Below are 16,738 nucleotides of genomic sequence, written 5' to 3'. Positions count from 1 at the left end.
TGAAAACGGGGTAGTTCGCGCCGATGCAAACGCTGGCAAAAATAGTCAACTGGATCGTGCGGGTCACCGGCTATGCCGTAGGCGCCATTTTGATTCTCGCTGTCGCGGCACTTGCGATCTTCGGCTTCACCTCCTTTGGAGCCCGCATCGTCACCGAAAGGATCGCCTCCACTCTTTCCAACCGCGACATGACGATCGAGGTGCGCGAACCGGAAGGGCTTTTGACTGGCGGGCTTCGCGCCGCCGAAATCTCCCTATCCGACACCAGGGGCGTTTTTGCGGAAATTCACGGCGTGGCAATCGATTGGAACCCGCTGGCGCTGCTGACGGGAACATTCCACGCCAAGCGTTTCCAGATCGACACGATCAACGTGCTGCGCAAGCCGGTGCGCACCCTGCCCTCGCGGCCCGGCGCCGAAAATTCCGGCGGCTTCGCACTTCCGGTCAAGATCGATGTCGACCATGTGGCCCTGCCCGATATCAAACTGGCCGAAGTTTTTGCCGGGCGCGCCTTCGCGCTCGCCGCCAACGGCAGCCTTTCGGCCGATGGCGACGGCGGCGAAGCGATGGTCAATGTCAGCCGCCACGCGGTTCCGGATGCGCGCCTTACTGCCGATATCGCCTATGCGCCGGCCGAAAACCGGCTGCGGCTGAAGGCTGAGCTTGCCGAGCCGAAGGGTGGGCTGTTGGCAGGCTTCCTCGGCCTGCCTGACAATCCTGCCGTCAACATCGACCTCGACGGTCAGGGACCGATATCCGACTGGACGGGCAAAGTGCAGGCTGCGCTCGACGGACAGCAGCGCGCTGCAATCGAGGGCCGGCATGCGATTGGCACAGACGGACTGCACCATCTCGATCTCAAGGGTGGCGGTGACCTGAGTTCGCTTCTTCCCGCGGCATTCCGGCCGCTTTTCGCCGGCCAGACCAATATCGACCTTGCCGCCACCTTCGACGATCACGGCAAGATCGATATCCAGACCGGCAACATCGCCACCGGCAGCGTCGTCATCGCCGCATCGGGCGCGCTTGATCCGGCCGGCAACAACAGCCTGAACGCCAATCTGCTCGGTACATCCGGCCCCGTCGATTTCCGCTGGCCGCTCGCCGAAGGCGAAGCGCGCTTTCTGATATCAGGCCTCAACCTGGCTCTAACAGGCGACGCGCAGACCGCCCGACTGAGCCTCAGCGGCTCGCTCGACAGCGCAACCCTGCCGCAGGCCGATATCGGCAACGTCAAGCTGACAGCAAAGAGCGACGCCTTCAATCTTGCCGCCCGTTCCGGCAGCGTTCAGCTACGCCTCGTGGCCGGCGACGCAACCTTTGCCGAGCCGAACCTCAACCGCGCAGTTCAAGGCCCTATCACGATCGCCGCGCCGCTCCAGATTTCGCCGGGCGACATCGGCTTCAACGGCACCACCGTCGAAAGCGCCAATATCAACGGCAGCCTCAACGGCTCCTATCGGCTGGCGGACCGCGCGCTGACCGGCAATGTCAAGCTGAGCGTCGAACCGGCGGCCCTGCCGGCCGCGGCGACGAGCAGGTTCGATCAGCCGATCTTGGTCGAAAGCCAGGTGACCGGCACGATCCCGTCGAAATTCGCGCTGTCCAACCTCGTCCTGAAATCCGGCACGCTTGAAGCTGCCGGCAACGTCGCGCTCGACGGCTCGATGTTGAACGCCGATCTTTCAGGCCGGCTGCCCGATATCGGCAAGCTGATGACAGGCGCGAGCGGCGGAGCAGGTTACGCGCTGAGGATCGGAGGCGAACTGCCGACGATCTCCGTGTCAGCCAATATCAAGGCTCCCAGCCTTGAGATAGCTGATCGCGCGCTCGCCGACGTCAATATCGATCTGTCGGGTGTCGCCGATCCCAAGGCGCCGCAGGGGAAGTTTGCGGCCACCGGCACGATCGACGGACAGCCGCTCGGCATCAACGGCGACATCCGTTCTGAAAACGGCAAGACGAGCATTCCCGCACTGACCGCCGATGTCGGCGGCAACCGGCTGACCGGCAATCTGGAGCTCTCGCCCTCCTTGACACCCTCGGGCGGGTTGACCTTCGATTTTCCCAAGCTCGGCTTGCTGGCCGCGCTCGGCGGACAGAAAGCCGAAGGAGACCTCAAGGGATCGCTCGGCATCGATAGCCATGACGGCAAGATCGCGCTCAAGCTCGTTGCGTCAGGCGCCTCGATCCGCCGCGATACGCTGGCGATCGCTAAGCCGGATATCGACCTCACGGTCAGCGATCTCAGTACCCTCGCGGCAAACGGCACGCTCAGGGCCGAGGAGGTAGCTGCCGGAGCGAACAAACTTGGCGGACTTTCTCTCAGCTTTACCAAGCAGCAAGACCGCACCAACTTCGACCTCGATGCTGCCTATGACCGCAATCCCGTGATGGCGGACGGCACCATCGAGATGGCCGCTGGCAATATCGGCCTCAACCTCGATCGGCTCTCGGCAAGCCCCCGCAACATTCCGATCGAACTCGCTGCGCCGACGCGGGTCACGGTCACCGGCGGCGTCGCCAATCTGGACGGACTGACGTTGAAGACCGGCAGCGGCTCGGTATCGGTTACCGGTTCGGCCGGCGAGACGCTGAATCTCGATGCCGTCATCAAAGAGCTGCCAGCATCACTCGTCGACGGTCTTGTGCCGAATCTTTCGGCTGGCGGCACGATCTCGGGAACGATTGCCGTGACGGGAACGCCGGCAGCACCCATCGCCGATTTCAAACTCGACTGGAAGGACGCGACCACAGGACAACTTAAGGGCGCGGGCCTGGCACCGCTCGGCATCATCGCCAGCGGTAAATTCATCGACAAGAAGCTCGATTTCGACACGACAATCGCCGGTGCCGACAGCCTGTTGCTCAAGGCAAGCGGCGACGTCGGGCTCGGTGATCCGACGGCGCCGGTGTTCGATATCGATGCCGATATCCTCAACCTGCCGGCGCAGGTCGCCAACGGTTTCGTTTCCGATCTCGCCGCCGAGGGCGCCATCACGGGAAAGGTGACTGCCTCCGGTCCGCTTAAGGCTCCGACCGCCAATTTCGATCTCGCCTGGAAAAACGCTGCCACGAGCCACACAAAGCGGGCCGGCCTCGCGGCTCTTGATGTGACCGCGTCCGGCAAATTCGCGGGCGACAAGCTCGACTTCGACGCTGCGGCCAGAGGCGCCGGCGGGGTCTCGCTCAAGGCAAACGGCAACGTTGATATCACCGGGACGACGGTCGGCAGCGTCAGGGCGGACGCAACGCTGACCAATATCCCCGCAGCTATTGCCAACGGCTTTGTTCCCGATCTCGCAGCGGAAGGCACTGTCTCGGGAATGGTTTCGGCCAGCGGGTCGCTTGCGGCTCCGATCGCCGATTTTGATCTCCATTGGCAAGACGCCGCGACGAGTCACACGAAACGAGCCGGCCTTACCGGTCTTGACGCTAGGGCGTCCGGAAAGTTCGCCGACAACAAGCTCGATTTCGACGCTGCGGCCAGCGGCGCCAACAACCTCTCGCTCAAGGCAAACGGCAACGTGGACATCACCGGAACGACGGTCGGCAGCGTCCAGATCAACGCAACACTGGACAATATCCCCGTGGCTATTGCCAACGGCTTCGTTCCCGATCTCGCAGCGGAAGGTGCTCTCTCCGGAACGGTCGCCGCCAGCGGGTCGCTTGCAGCTCCAATCGCCGATTTTGATCTCCATTGGCAAAACGCCGCGACGAGCCACACGAAACGAGCCGGCCTCACCGGTCTTGATGCCACGGCGTCCGGCAAATTTGCCGACAATAAGCTTGATTTCGACGCCGCGATCGCCGGCGCAGACAGCCTCTCGCTCAAGGCGAACGGCAATGTCGCCGTGACCGGCACGACGATCGGCACCGTCGCGGCCGATGCGACGCTGTCAAATATCCCGGCAAGCCTGGCAAACAGCTTCGTCGCCGATCTCGCCGCCGAAGGCACAGTCTCGGGGAGGGTCTCGGCTGCGGGCTCGCTTTCCGCCCCGACCGCCAATTTCGACCTCAATTGGAAAGACGCCGCGACGAACCACACGAAGCGTGCCGGCCTTGCGGCTCTCGCCATGACCGCATCGGGGAAATTTGCCGATAACAAGCTGGATTTCAACGCGGCCGCCGGTGGCGATCAAGGTCTCTCATTGAAGGCCATGGGCAATGTCGCTCTCGCCGGTACGGCGATCGACAGCGTTAAGGTCGATGCCGAAATCGTCAAACTCCCGGCGGCTCTCGCCAATGCCTTCGTCCCCGATTTGGCGGCCGGCGGCACGATATCAGGCACGCTGTCTGCAGCCGGAACACCCGCTGCACCCAAGGCCGATTTCAAGCTCGACTGGGCGGACGCCGCAACCAGCCACACCAGAAGCGCGCATCTTTCCGGCCTCGGGCTTGCCGCATCGGGACACCTCGCCGACAACAAGCTCGACTTCAACACCAATCTTGGCGGCAAGGATGGTCTCTTACTGAATGCCGCGGGCAATGTGGCGATATCGGGCACTTCGGTACGCAACATTGACGTCAAAGCCGATCTCGCCAATCTGCCCGCGAGCCTTGCCAACGGCTTCGTTCCCGGTCTTGCCGCCGAGGGCACCGTGTCGGGAACGGCATCCGCCTCCGGAGCGCTGCCGAAACCCGCCGTCGATTTCAAGCTCGATTGGAAGAACGCCGCCACCGCCCAGACCAGGAGCAGCGGTTTGTCGGGCCTGAGTGCCGCGGTCACCGGCAAGTTCGCCAATGACAGGGTCGACTTCGACGCTAGCCTTGCCGGCAAGGAAGGCATGTTGGCAAAGGCGGCGGGTGGCGCGACGATCGCGGGAACCGCGATACGCGACCTTTCGATCAATGCCGATATTCCGGCGCTGCCCGCAAATATCGCCAATGCCTTTGTTCCCGGCCTCGGTGCCGAAGGCACGCTGTCGGCGAGCGCCCAGACATCGGGAACGCCGGCAGACCCGATCGTCGATTTCAAGCTGAACTGGAAAGATGCCGCGACCAGCCACACCAAGGCCGCCGGCCTCTCCCGCCTTGCCTTGGCGGCGACGGGAAAATATGCCGGCGACCGGCTGGATTTTGATGCCGACCTCAGCGGCGGTGGCGGCATTTCGCTGAAAGCCGCTGGTAATCTTTCCATTGCAGGTACAACGATCCGATCGATCGACGTCACCGCAAACGCCGCCAATGTTCCGGCCGCCATCGCCAACGGTTTTGTTCCTAGCATAGGAGCCGAAGGCACGATCTCGGCGACGGCCAAAGTGACTGGCACGCTGAGCTCGCCCGTCGTGGACTTCAAGGTCGACTGGAAGAATGCCGCAACGAGCCAGACGAAGGGCGCCGGTCTTTCGCCATTCACCATCGGCGCGTCCGGCAAGCTTGCCGATAACAGGCTGACGGTCGACACCAACCTTGCCGGCGACGCCGGTATGTCGCTGAAAGGCGGCGGCAGCGTCGTGATATCGGGCAACCGCGCCCTCGACATGCGCTTCAACGGCAATGTTCCCTTCGCCGTGCTTGGCGCCCCGCTCGCACAGCAGGGCTTTGTCGCCGACGGCGTCGCCAAGGTCGATCTTAAGATTGGCGGAACGGCCGCAGCCCCCGTCATCAACGGCACGGTCTCGACATCAGGCGCCAAGCTTGTCGACGTCAGGCGCAATCTTGCCGTCAACAATCTCGCAGCCACCGTCACCTTCAATGGCAACCAGGCCGTCATCTCGCGCCTCAGCGGCAATCTGGGCGGCGGCGGCACGATTTCGGCAAGCGGTACCATCGGCATCCAGCCCGCCGGCGGATTTCCCGCCGACATTTCGATCAAGCTCGACAAGGCCGTCTACGTCGACGGAACGCTTGTCGTCTCGACCGTCAACGGGACGGTCGGCCTGCGCGGGCCGATCCTGAGTGCGACGCTGAGCGGCAAGCTTCGGCTGGACAAGACCTCGATCACCGTCCCGGAAAGATTGCCGACCTCACTCCGTGAAATCGACATCCGGCATAAAAACGCACCGCGAGCGGTGCTGGCGCAGCTGCGCGATGACGGTGAACGGAAGCCGGGCGAGAAGTCCTCGACTATCACACTCGACCTCGAAATCGATGCGCCCTCGCAGATCTTCGTGCGCGGCCGCGGCATCGATGCCGAGCTTGGAGGTCTCGTGACGATCCGCGGAACGGCGGCAGCACCGATCGTCACCGGTGGCTTTACAATGCGCCGCGGCCGGCTCACCATTCTCAATCGTCGCCTCAATTTCTCCGACAAGAGCAAAATCACCTTTGCCGGCGACCTGACGCCGGCGCTTGACATGGAAGCGACCTCCACCTCCGGCACGACGACCCTGACGGTGGATGTCTCAGGCCTTGCCACCGATCCGTCAATCACCTTCTCCTCCTCGCCCCAGCTGCCGCAGGACGAGGTGTTGGCGCAGCTGATCTTCGGCCAGTCGATGTCGAAGCTCTCGCCGGTGCAGATCGCCCAGCTCGCCGACGCCGTCAGCCAGCTGGCCGGCAACCGCTCCACCTCGCTTTTCGAGGGTCTGCGCAACCAGCTCGGCGTCGACGATTTCGACATCAGCACCGACGCGAAGGGCCAGACGAGCGTCAGCGTCGGCCGCTATCTCAACGACCGTACCTATTTCGAATTGCAGCAGGGCGGCTCGGCCGGCGCCAAGGCAATCATCAATCTCGATGTCGGCCGTGGCGTCAAATTGCGGGGAGCCGCCGGCGGCAATGGCGCCGGCGAAGCGGGCATCGTCTATGAACGGGAATATTAAAGCAGCTTAGAAACCCGTCTTGCTCGTTTTAAGAAGAATGTTGGTCTCGGTCGAATTGATGCCGTTGATCAGTCTGATTCGGCGCAGCGTCTCGTCAAAGGCGGCAAGATCGCGGTCCTCCAGCTCGGCGACGAAATCCCATTTGCCATTGGTGCTGTGAAGCGCCCGCACCTGCGGCAAGCCCCTGAGCTGATCGGCCACCCTGTCGGCGAGCTTGCCGAGCACCTCGATCATGACGATCGCGCGCACGCCGGCGGATCGCGTCTCGTGACTGGTGCGGATGGTGAAGCCGACGATGGTGCCGCTGGCGACCAGCCGGTCGATACGGGCGGCGACCGTTGCCCGCGATGCACCGGTCATTGCCGCGAGCGAGGAGACGGACATGCGAGCATTGTGGCGAAGCGCACTCAGAAGTTCGGTATCGAGATCGTCCACGTCGAACACTTTGTCAAAATAGCTTTATCAATCTGCGCAATCATAATCCATTTCCGGCACTTTTCCATCTTTTTGCCGCCAGCCCTTTATCCCACTATCGGCCGAAAACAGGCCTCAAACGGAGCCCTCGAATGAATGCGCAATCGCGATCTGTCACCCTCATCGGCGCACCCTTGGAAGAAGGTTCGGGTCGCAGAGGCGCCGCCATGGGCCCCGCGGCCCTGCGGATCGCCGGCGTCGACCAGACCCTAATTGATCTCGGCCACGACGTCGCCGATATCGGCGATCTCTCTATCGTGCCGGCTATGGATCTGCCGAATCATCCGAAAGCCCATAATCTGAGGATCGTCGGTGCCTTCACCCGCGCATTGGAAAGCAGCGTCTATGACGTCGCCGCCGCCGGCCGCTTTCCGCTGATTCTCGGCGGCGATCATAGTCTGTCGATGGGCAGCGTCTCCGGCATGGCGCGTTATGCCGCCAGCAAGGAGCGCCCGCTCTTCGTGCTCTGGCTCGATGCCCATGCCGATTTCAACTCTCCGGCAACGTCACCCTCCGGCAATATTCACGGCATGCCCGTCGCCTTCTTCTGCGGCGAGGCGGAGTTCGCCGAAATCCTCCCGAAGGACCGGCCCTTCGTCGACCCGAAGAATGTCTTCCAGGTCGGTATCCGTTCGGTCGATGCGCGCGAGCGCGAGGAAATCCATGAACACGGCGTCAACGTCTTCGACATGCGGGCGATCGACGAGCAGGGCATCGGCGCCATCATGCGCGAGATTCTCGCTGTTGTCGCCAAGGCCAACGGCCTGCTGCATGTCAGCCTCGATCTCGACTTCCTCGATCCCGACATCGCGCCCGGAGTCGGCACGACGGTGCCTGGCGGTGCGACCTTCCGCGAAGCGCATCTTGTCATGGAAATGCTTTCCGACAGCGGCCTCGTCTCGTCGCTCGATCTCGTCGAGCTCAATCCGTTCCTCGATGATCGCGGCAAGAGCGCCCGTATACTGGTGGAACTGACGGCAAGCCTCTTCGGCCGCCGCATCTTCGATCGTCCGACACGCGCCGCATAGACAAGCTGAGGGAGAAGCGCCATGAACACTTCGGAAAAACTGATCGCAACGGAACAGCGGCTCGGCGCCCACAACTATAAGCCGCTCGACGTGGTGCTGACGCGTGGCGAAGGCGTGTATGTCTGGGATACCGACGGCAATCGTTATCTCGATTGCCTCTCGGCCTATTCTGCCGTCAATCAGGGCCATTGCCACCCGAAGATCCTCGCCGCCATGGTGGAACAGGCGGGCAGGCTGACGCTCACATCCCGCGCCTTCCGCAACGATCAGCTCGCCCATCTCTACGAGGAGCTTGCGGCGCTGACGGGCTCGCACAAGATCCTGCCGATGAATTCCGGCGCTGAAGCGGTGGAGACCGCCATCAAGGCGGTGCGCAAATGGGGTTACGAGGTCAAGGGCGTTCCTGAAGGTAAGGCGGAAATCATTGTCTGCGCCGACAATTTCCATGGCCGCACGCTGAGCATCATCAGTTTCTCCACAGATCCCGACGCCCGCACCAGCTTCGGCCCCTACACGCCGGGCTTCCGCATCATTCCCTTCGGCGACGCCGAGGCATTCGAGGCCGCGATCAACGGCAATACCGTGGCAGCCCTGATCGAACCGATCCAGGGCGAAGCCGGCGTCATCATCCCGCCGGCCGGTTATTTCACCCGCATCCGCGAGCTCTGCACTGATAACAACGTCACTCTGATCCTCGATGAGATCCAGACCGGCCTCGGCCGTACCGGCAAGCTGCTGGCGGAGGAGCACGAACGCATAGAGGCCGATGTGACGCTGATCGGCAAGGCGCTTTCCGGCGGCTTCTATCCCGTATCCGCCGTCCTTTCCAATTCCGAGGTGCTGGGCGTGCTGAAGCCTGGCCAGCACGGCTCGACCTTCGGCGGCAATCCGCTCGCCTGCGCGGTGGCGCGCACGGCCCTCAAGGTGCTCGTGGAGGAAGGCATGATCGAGAACGCCGCCGCCATGGGCGATTATTTCCTCGAAGGCTTGAGATCGATCCGCTCGAACATCGTCAGGGACGTGCGTGGCCGCGGCCTGATGATGGCGATCGAGCTGGAGCCCGAAGCCGGCGGCGCGCGGCAATATTGCCATGCTCTGAAGGAGCGCGGCCTTCTCGCCAAGGATACCCACGACTACACGATTCGCCTCGCTCCGCCACTTGTCATAACGAGAGAACAGGTCGATTGGGCCGTCTCGCAGATCGAAAAGACGATCAGCTGAAGTAGATCGGGGGGAAAAGCTTCGCACTCCCGCTCCCGATTTAGATTTGGGCAACACTCTTCCGTTAATGTGGTCGCTAACCGTAACGATGCTCTGAGTGCAGAGCCATCGCGTGGTGTGAAGGCAAAGCTCGTCGGCGCCAATGGTGGCGCACCCGCTTCTGCTTTGGCTTACGACAGTTGGGAAGAATTTCTAATGGCCACGATCAATTCCACTAACTTCAGCGGCGATACGCTCGAGATCATTGCCTTCCGCCTGCATGATCAGGAATTTTGCGTCAAGACCACGACCATTCGCGAAATCCGCGGCTGGGCGCCTTCGACGCCGATCCCGCATTCGCCGGCCGACGTCATCGGCGTCATGAACCTGCGCGGTTCGGTCATCCCGATCATCGATCTCGCCTATAAGCTCGGCATGAAGAGTACGGTTGCCAACGAACGCAGCGCCATCGTGGTCGCCGAAGTTCATAGCATGGTCATCGGCATGCTCGTGGACCGCGTCTCGGATATTCTCACCATCTCATCCAGCCAGGTTCAGCCGGTGCCAGAAGTGACGGCCTCCTTCGACCGCGCGTTCTGTGAAGGCATCATCGCCTCCGAAAACGGCATGATCTGCTTCCTGAACCTCGCCAAGATGTTCAAGGAAAATGAGACGGATGAACTGGCTGCCTGACCTGCCGGAACAATTGGATATCGGAAAACCGCCGCTTTCGGCGGTTTTTTATTGCCGCCGACTTTCTTGCAGCGCCGCGACCTCGCCATCCCTCAGAACCACTTGTCCGGAAGCGGCCTGACCAGCGCGTTGGCGATGAGACCGGGCGCCGGCACGACGGCAAGGATATACATGGTGCCGGTATAGAGGGCAGTGGCGCGTGCGCAGGCAGTTTGCTGCTGTCTCCCCTCCGGCAGACACCACTTTGAATTACCGGACCCGGTTTGCCTCCGCCTCCGGCTTGCGGATCAGTGGAGCGGCCTGAAGCACGAGAGCATCCAGGCCATTCTCCTCTTTCTCGAGAATTTCAAACAATTGCCGCCGCATGCGCGGCTCCCAGAATTTGTTGATGTGCGTGGCGACGCCTTGCGCGGCCTCGTCTTGCGGCTGGCTTTTGAAAAAGGTGGCGATCTGATTTGCCATATAGACAAGCTTGGCTTTGGTATCATGCGACATCGGCGATGCTTCCGGGCGAGATGCGGTGCGGGTGTGTGAATATCTCGAAATCTTCGCCGCGCACCAGCGCGACGAGCGTCATGCCGGCCGCTTCGGCCGTGCGGATGGCAAGGGCCGTCGGCGCTGAAATGGCGATGAGTGCGGGGCTGCCGAGGATCGCCGCCTTCTGCACCATTTCGACCGACAGCCGGCTGGTGACGACGACCGCGCCGTTTCCGCCGCTTTCGCCGGCGCGGATGACGGCGCCGCAGAGCTTGTCCAGCGCGTTGTGGCGGCCGACATCTTCGCGAACCGCAATCAGCCCGCTGCCTGGAAGGTAGAATCCAGCGCCATGTACGGCCCGCGTTTCACGATGCAGCGGCTGCGCCTCGTTCAGAAATGATACGGCGCGAACGATATCAGCATGAGACAGCGTCAACGGCGATGTCGAGACATCGGGCACCGGCCGCACCGCCTGTTCGATCGATTCGATGCCGCAGAGCCCGCAGCCGACCGGTCCAGCCATGCTGCGGCGGCGCGCCCGCAGCCGATCGGCGACGTCGTCGGCAAGGCTGACCTGCACGTCGATGCCCTGCCCCCCCTCGACGATCTCGACGGCGGATATCTCTGCCGGCCTAGCGATAATCCCTTCCGTCAGGCTGAAGCCGACGGCGAAATCCTCGAGATCCGCCGGTGTCGCCATCATCACCGCATGCGAACTGCCGCCATAGGAAAAGGCGATCGGCACTTCCTCGGGCACGATGCGCGAACCGCTGTGCATGACGCCGTTGCGGCGGGCGGTTTCGGGAGCACGGGCGGTGGTGGCGAAAGTCATCACAGACGCCTCCTCTTCTCCCCGAGGAAAGAAGGGAGGATCTCGCCGACAACGCCAAATCGCCCCGGCATCGTCACTCCGCCGCTTCGAGCTTGCCGGCGATGCGGCGCGATTGCCGTGCCTGCTCGTCATATTCGAGCTGCCACTCGCTCGGTCCGTTCGACGGCGAGACCTGCACCGCTGTCACCTTATATTCCGGGCAGTTGGTCGCCCAATCGGAAAAGTCGGTGGTGATGACGTTGGCCTGCGTATTGGGGTGATGGAAGGTCGTATAGACGACACCCGGCGCGACGCGATCGGTGAGCAGCGCCCGGAGCGTGGTGTCGCCGGAGCGGCTGGCGAGCTTCACCCAGTCGCCATCGCGCACGCCGCGCTGTTCGGCATCGTGCGGATGGATCTCCAGCCGGTCTTCCGCGTGCCAGATGACGTTCTCCGTCCGGCGTGTCTGCGCTCCGACATTATACTGGCTGAGGATGCGGCCGGTGGTAAGCAGCAGCGGAAAGCGCGGGCCGGTGCGCTCGTCGGTCGCCACATATTCGGTGCGGATGAACTTGCCCTTGCCGCGGACGAAACCGTTGACATGCATGATCGGCGAGCCGAGCGGGTTCTTCTCGTTGCAAGGCCACTGCACCGAGCCCATCTTGTCGAGGTAGTCGTAGGACACAAGCGCGAAACTCGGCGTTGTCGCGGCGATCTCGTCCATGATCTCCGACGGATGGGCATAATTCCAGTCGAGGCCCATGGTCTGGGCCAGTTTCTGCGTCACCTCCCAATCGCCATAGCCGTTGCGTGGCGTCATTACCTTGCGCACGCGGTTGATGCGTCGCTCGGCATTGGTGAATGTGCCGTCCTTCTCGAGGAAGGTCGAACCCGGCAGGAAGACATGGGCGTAGTTGGCGGTTTCGTTGAGGAAGAGGTCCTGCACGACGACGCATTCCATTGCCGCAAGGCCTGCCGCGACATGTTTCGTGTCGGGATCGGATTGGAGAATGTCCTCGCCCTGGACGTAAAGGCCTTTGAAGGAGCCGTCGACCGCCGCATCGAGCATGTTGGGAATGCGTAGGCCCGGTTCGTCGCTGAGCTTCACACCCCAGAGCTTTTCAAAGATATCGCGCGTGGCATCGTCGGAAATATGCCGGTAGCCGGGCAGTTCGTGCGGGAATGAGCCCATGTCGCAGGAGCCCTGCACATTGTTCTGGCCGCGCAGCGGGTTCACGCCGACGCCGGGACGGCCAATATTGCCGGTCGCCATCGCCAGATTGGCGATCGCAATGACCGTCGTCGAACCCTGGCTGTGTTCGGTGACGCCGAGGCCGTAATAGATCGCACCGTTGCCGCCCTTGGCATAGAGCCTTGCCGCACCGCGCAGATCCGCCGCCGGCACCCCGGTGAAAACCTCCGTCGCTTCGGGACTATGCTGCGGTTCGGCGACGAAGGCCGCCCAGTCCTCGAATTCCGACCAGTCGCAGCGCTGGCGGATGAATGCCTCGTCGTAGAGCCCTTCGGTGACGATCACATGCGCCAGCGCCGTCATGACCGCGACATTGGTGCCCGGCTTCAGCGGCAGGTGGTAGGAAGCCTCGACATGCGGCGATCGGACGATATCGGTGCGGCGCGGATCGATGACGATGAGCTTCGCCCCCTGGCGCAGCCGCTTCTTCAGCCGCGAGCCGAACACCGGATGGCCATCCGTTGGATTGGCGCCGATGATGACGACGACATCCGAATGTTCGACGCTGTCGAAATTCTGCGTTCCGGCCGAAGTCCCGAATGTCTGGCCGAGACCGTAGCCGGTCGGCGAATGGCAGACGCGGGCGCATGTATCGACATTGTTGTTGCCGAAACCGGCGCGGACCAGCTTCTGCACCAGATAGGTTTCCTCATTGGTGCAGCGCGAGGAGGTGATGCCGCCGATCGCGTCGCGCCCATATTGATACTGAATGCGTCGGAACTCCGACGCCACATGCGCGAAGGCCTCGTCCCAGCTCACCTCCCGCCAGGGATCGCTGACCTTTTCGCGGATCATCGGATTGAGGATGCGGTCCTTGTGTGTGGAATAACCGTAGGCGAAGCGGCCCTTGACGCAGGAATGGCCGCGATTGGCTTGTCCCTCCTTCCACGGCACCATGCGCACCAGTTCCTCCCCGCGCATCTCCGCCTTGAAGGAGCAGCCGACACCGCAATAGGCGCAGGTTGTGACGGCCGAATGCTCCGGCTGGCCGATCTCGATCACCGATTTCTCCGTCAGCGTCGCCGTCGGACAGGCCTGGACGCAGGCGCCGCAGGAAACACATTCGGAATCCATGAAATTCTCATGCATGCCGGGTGACACGCGGGAGCCAAAACCACGCCCTTCGATCGTCAGCGCGAAGGTGCCCTGCACTTCCTCGCAGGCGCGCACGCAAAGCGAACAGACAATGCATTTGGAGGGATCATAGGTGAAATAGGGATTGGACTCGTCCTTCGGCATCCATTTCAGATTGATGTCGCCGTTGCTGCGCGCCTTGACGTGATTGTCGCCCTCATAGCCGTATCGTACGTCACGGAGGCCGACAGCACCGGCCATATCCTGCAATTGGCAATCGCCATTGGCAGCGCAGGTGAGACAGTCGAGCGGGTGATCGGAAATATAAAGCTCCATCACACCGCGGCGGATATCCTTCAATCGTCCCGTCTGCGTGTGCACCACCATGTTTGCCGCCACCGGCGTCGTACAGGAGGCCGGCGTGCCGGCGCGGCCCTCGATCTCGACAAGACAGAGCCGGCAGGAGCCGAAGGCATCGACCATGTCGGTGGCGCAGAGCTTCGGCACCTCGATGCCGGCTTCCATTGAGGCGCGCATGATGGAGGTGCCCTCCGGCACGCTGATCTGCTGCCCGTCAATGGTGAGCGTCACCATGGTTTCGGATTTCGAAGCGGGAGTGCCGTAGTCGATTTCATGGATGAGAGACATGCATTGCACCTCCGCTAGATTTCAGTATCGGGCGCCTTGAGGCATGCCCCTCATCCGCCTGCCGGCACCTTCTCCCCGCAAGCGGGGCGAACGGGTATGCCGCACCACCTTCACTCAATACGCGCCCTCGTGGCACGTCTCCTCTCCCCGCAGGCGGGGAGAGGGTTAGGGTGAGGGGCAACTTCGAATAAAAAACCATTACTCAGCCGCCTCCACGACCGGTGCCGGCGAAAAATCTTCCGGGAAATGCTTCATGGCGCTCATCACGGGATAGGGCGTGAAACCGCCAAGCGCACAGAGCGACCCGAATTTCATGGTATTACAGAGATCGCCAAGCAGTACCCGGTTCTTCTCCGGCTCGATGCCGCCTGCGATCTTGTCGACCGTCTCGACGCCGCGCGTCGAACCGATGCGGCAGGGCGTGCACTTGCCGCAGCTTTCGACGGCACAGAATTCCATGGCGAAACGCGCCTGCTTCAGCATGTCGGCCGTGTCGTCGAAGACGACGATGCCGGCGTGGCCGATCAGCCCGTCCTTGGCGGCGAAGGCCTCGTAGTCGAAAGGCGTATCGAACAGCGCCCGCGGGAAATAGGCGCCGAGCGGCCCGCCGACCTGAACCGCCTTGACCGGCCGGCCGGTCCTCGTTCCGCCGCCGATCCTGTCGACGATATCGCCGAGCGAAAGACCGAAAGCCGTCTCATAAAGCCCGCCATATCTGACATTGCCGGCGATCTGCAGCGGAATGGTGCCGCGCGAGCGGCCCATGCCGAAATCGCGGTAGAAGGCGGCGCCCTTCTCCATGATCACAGGCACCGAGGCCAGTGAAATCACATTGTTGATGACGGTCGGACAGTCGAACAGGCCCTTATGCGCCGGCAGCGGCGGCTTGGCGCGCACGATGCCGCGCTTGCCTTCGAGACTGTTCAAGAGAGCCGTTTCTTCACCGCAGACATAGGCGCCGGCGCCGGTGCGCACCTCGATATCGAAGGCGCGGCCCGAGCCAAGCACTGACGGCCCGAGAATGCCGGCCTGCCGGGCAATGCCGATGGCCTCGCTCATCACGGCGATCGCATGCGGATATTCCGAACGGGTGTAGACGAACCCCTTCGTGGCGCCGGTCGCAAGCCCCGCAATCGCCATGCCCTCGATCAAGACGAAGGGATCGCCCTCCATGATCATCCTGTCGGCAAAGGTGCCGCTATCGCCCTCATCGGCATTGCAGACGATATATTTGCGTTCGCCGCTGGCATCGAGAACGGTTTTCCACTTGATGCCCGTGGGAAAACCGGCACCGCCGCGTCCGCGCAGGCCGGAATCGGTGACTTCCTTGACGATTTCGGCAGGCGTCATCGAAACGGCGCGGCGAAGGCCGGCAAGACCACCATGCGCCTCATAATCGCCGGGCGAAAGCGGGTCGGTGATGCCACAGCGGGCAAAGGTCAGGCGGGTCTGCTCCTTCAGGAACGGGAGGTCTTCAACCTCCCCGAGACAGAGTGGGTGGCCGCGGCCGTTCATCATTCCCGCGTCGAACAGAGCAGGCACATCCTTTGCCTTCACCGGCCCGTAGCCGATGCGCTTGCCGGCGGCCTCGACCTCGACCAGCGGTTCCAGCCAGAACATTCCGCGCGAGCCGTTGCGCACGATCTCTGCATCGAAGCCGCGGGCGGCGATCTCCTGGGCAATCGCCTTTGCCACCTTTTCGGCCCCGAGCGCCAGCGCAGCGGCATCGCGCGGAACATAAATCTTGACTGTCATCGACGTGCCTCCGCAACGAGTTCCGCCGCCATCTGATCGTCTACGCGGCCATAAACCTCGCCGTCGAGCATCGCCGACGGGGCGCAGGCACAAAGGCCGAGACAGTAGACCGGCTCCAGCGTCACGGCGCCGTCGAGCGTCGTCTGATGAAAATCGATCCCGAGCAGCGCCTTGACGCGATCAGCCAACGCGTCGCCGCCCGTCGACTGGCAGGCCTCGGCGCGACAGAGCTTCAGCACATGGCGGCCAGCGGGATGGTCGCGATAATCGTGGTAGAATGTCATCACCCCGTGCACTTCGGCGCGCGAGAGGTTCAGTTCCTCCGCAATCACAGGCAGGGCTTCCTGCGGCACATAACCGAATTCTCGCTGAACCTCGTGCAGAATGGGAAGCAGCGGTCCTTCAAGGAAGCGAAGGTCGGCGACGATGGTCCGCGTACGCGCTGCGATATCGCCTTCGGCGATATGAATGGTCATCAGGCAGCCCTCCCGGCGGCTCGCTCGTTTCGGGATGGCAGGCCTCCCCAGCCGAGCGCCATCATGCAGACAACATCTCAGGG

Annotated in this window: 10 protein-coding genes; 4 read left to right on the top strand and 6 right to left on the bottom strand. The window is 62.6% G+C overall.

Annotated features, from left to right (window positions below; all coding sequences use genetic code 11):
- Positions 1-23: 23 nt before the first annotated feature.
- The gene (locus ACQ7C1_RS20965) at positions 24-6,767 is read left to right on the top strand and encodes a translocation/assembly module TamB domain-containing protein (protein ID WP_430959654.1); all 6,744 of its coding nucleotides are present in this window, start codon (positions 24-26) and stop codon (positions 6,765-6,767) included.
- 6 nt (positions 6,768-6,773) lie between these two features.
- On the opposite strand, the gene ACQ7C1_RS20960 is transcribed toward ACQ7C1_RS20965, so the two are convergent.
- On the bottom strand, positions 6,774-7,211 hold the full coding sequence (locus ACQ7C1_RS20960; RefSeq protein ID WP_176536244.1) for an Lrp/AsnC family transcriptional regulator: 438 nt from the start codon (positions 7,209-7,211) through the stop codon (positions 6,774-6,776).
- Positions 7,212-7,333: 122 nt separating this feature from the next.
- On the opposite strand from ACQ7C1_RS20960, the gene rocF reads away from it, so the two are divergent.
- From rocF to ACQ7C1_RS20945, 3 genes are all read left to right on the top strand, one after another.
- A complete protein-coding gene (rocF, locus tag ACQ7C1_RS20955; protein WP_064811477.1) occupies positions 7,334-8,269 on the top strand; it encodes an arginase in 936 nt (311 codons plus the stop codon).
- 21 nt (positions 8,270-8,290) lie between these two features.
- A complete protein-coding gene (gene rocD / locus ACQ7C1_RS20950) occupies positions 8,291-9,490 on the top strand; it encodes an ornithine--oxo-acid transaminase (protein WP_430959653.1) in 1,200 nt (399 codons plus the stop codon).
- 195 nt (positions 9,491-9,685) lie between these two features.
- Positions 9,686-10,162 carry a chemotaxis protein CheW gene (locus ACQ7C1_RS20945; protein ID WP_430959652.1) on the top strand — a complete coding sequence of 159 codons (477 nt, stop codon included), beginning with the start codon at positions 9,686-9,688 and terminating at the stop codon, positions 10,160-10,162.
- Between the two features lie 249 nt (positions 10,163-10,411).
- Here ACQ7C1_RS20945 and ACQ7C1_RS20940 read toward each other — a convergent pair whose 3' ends face one another.
- From ACQ7C1_RS20940 to ACQ7C1_RS20920, 5 genes are all read right to left on the bottom strand, one after another.
- Positions 10,412-10,657, bottom strand: a complete 246-nt coding sequence (locus ACQ7C1_RS20940) for a formate dehydrogenase subunit delta (RefSeq protein ID WP_430959651.1) — start codon at positions 10,655-10,657, stop codon at positions 10,412-10,414.
- Positions 10,647-11,471, bottom strand: a complete 825-nt coding sequence (fdhD, locus tag ACQ7C1_RS20935) for a formate dehydrogenase accessory sulfurtransferase FdhD (RefSeq protein WP_430959650.1) — start codon at positions 11,469-11,471, stop codon at positions 10,647-10,649. Before fdhD ends, ACQ7C1_RS20940 begins: the two co-directional genes overlap by 11 nt.
- Before the next feature lie 73 nt (positions 11,472-11,544).
- On the bottom strand, positions 11,545-14,424 hold the full coding sequence (gene fdhF / locus ACQ7C1_RS20930) for a formate dehydrogenase subunit alpha (protein ID WP_430959649.1): 2,880 nt from the start codon (positions 14,422-14,424) through the stop codon (positions 11,545-11,547).
- A 198-nt stretch (positions 14,425-14,622) separates the two neighbouring features.
- Complete coding sequence (locus tag ACQ7C1_RS20925; RefSeq protein WP_430959648.1) at positions 14,623-16,179, bottom strand: formate dehydrogenase beta subunit; 1,557 nt, start codon at positions 16,177-16,179, stop codon at positions 14,623-14,625.
- On the bottom strand, positions 16,176-16,655 hold the full coding sequence (locus ACQ7C1_RS20920; RefSeq protein ID WP_183705099.1) for a formate dehydrogenase subunit gamma: 480 nt from the start codon (positions 16,653-16,655) through the stop codon (positions 16,176-16,178). Before ACQ7C1_RS20920 ends, ACQ7C1_RS20925 begins: the two co-directional genes overlap by 4 nt.
- Positions 16,656-16,738 lie beyond the last annotated feature (83 nt).

It is taken from the genome of Rhizobium sp. Nf11,1, assembly GCF_050587665.1.
Lineage (GTDB): Bacteria > Pseudomonadota > Alphaproteobacteria > Rhizobiales > Rhizobiaceae > Rhizobium.
Note: the sequence above shows the minus strand (reverse complement) of the source record. Positions and strands in the feature narration are given on the sequence as shown.

What these genes read in the sequence shown, in the direction of transcription:
- rocF (WP_064811477.1), top strand. Translation starts at nt 7,334, where the DNA reads ATGAATGCGCAATCGCGATCTGTCACCCTCATCGGCGCACCCTTGGAA.
- ACQ7C1_RS20965 (WP_430959654.1), top strand. Translation starts at nt 24, where the DNA reads ATGCAAACGCTGGCAAAAATAGTCAACTGGATCGTGCGGGTCACCGGC.
- rocD (WP_430959653.1), top strand. Translation starts at nt 8,291, where the DNA reads ATGAACACTTCGGAAAAACTGATCGCAACGGAACAGCGGCTCGGCGCC.
- ACQ7C1_RS20940 (WP_430959651.1), bottom strand. Translation starts at nt 10,657, where the DNA reads ATGTCGCATGATACCAAAGCCAAGCTTGTCTATATGGCAAATCAGATC.
- fdhD (WP_430959650.1), bottom strand. Translation starts at nt 11,471, where the DNA reads ATGACTTTCGCCACCACCGCCCGTGCTCCCGAAACCGCCCGCCGCAAC.
- ACQ7C1_RS20925 (WP_430959648.1), bottom strand. Translation starts at nt 16,179, where the DNA reads ATGACAGTCAAGATTTATGTTCCGCGCGATGCCGCTGCGCTGGCGCTC.
- ACQ7C1_RS20945 (WP_430959652.1), top strand. Translation starts at nt 9,686, where the DNA reads ATGGCCACGATCAATTCCACTAACTTCAGCGGCGATACGCTCGAGATC.
- ACQ7C1_RS20920 (WP_183705099.1), bottom strand. Translation starts at nt 16,655, where the DNA reads ATGACCATTCATATCGCCGAAGGCGATATCGCAGCGCGTACGCGGACC.
- fdhF (WP_430959649.1), bottom strand. Translation starts at nt 14,424, where the DNA reads ATGTCTCTCATCCATGAAATCGACTACGGCACTCCCGCTTCGAAATCC.